Origin of the sequence: Streptococcus oralis subsp. dentisani (assembly GCF_002096685.1) — a bacterium.
Classification (GTDB): Bacteria; Bacillota; Bacilli; order Lactobacillales; family Streptococcaceae; genus Streptococcus; species Streptococcus oralis_AD.
In genome coordinates this window covers 1-284 of record NZ_NCVA01000022.1, presented here as the reverse complement: position 1 = coordinate 284, position 284 = coordinate 1, and the positions used below count along the sequence as shown (strand labels likewise).

The 284-nt window shown below is 48.2% G+C and carries 1 protein-coding gene; it reads right to left on the bottom strand.

Annotated elements, in window-relative coordinates; translation table 11 throughout:
* A partial coding sequence (locus tag B7705_RS00200) for a hypothetical protein (RefSeq protein ID WP_142358210.1) occupies positions 1-284 on the bottom strand: 284 nt, incomplete at both ends.

Here is a 284-nt window from a genome sequence, read left to right as displayed (position 1 = left end):
CTTTGGCTCGCGCTTACTGATGCTGAAGTACTTTGACTTGCAGATACTGAAGCTGAAGCTGATTGGCTAGCTGATACAGATGCTGAAGCTGATTGACTTGAGCTTACAGAAGCTGAAGCTGATTCACTTGCAGATACTGATGCTGAAGTGCTTTGGCTTGCAGATACTGAAGCTGAAGCTGATTGGCTAGCTGATACTGACGCAGAGTGGCTCGCGCTTGCTGAGATAGAAGCTGAGTTCTGGTCGTTAGATGCTGAAGCTGAAGCACTTTGGCTCGCGCTTAC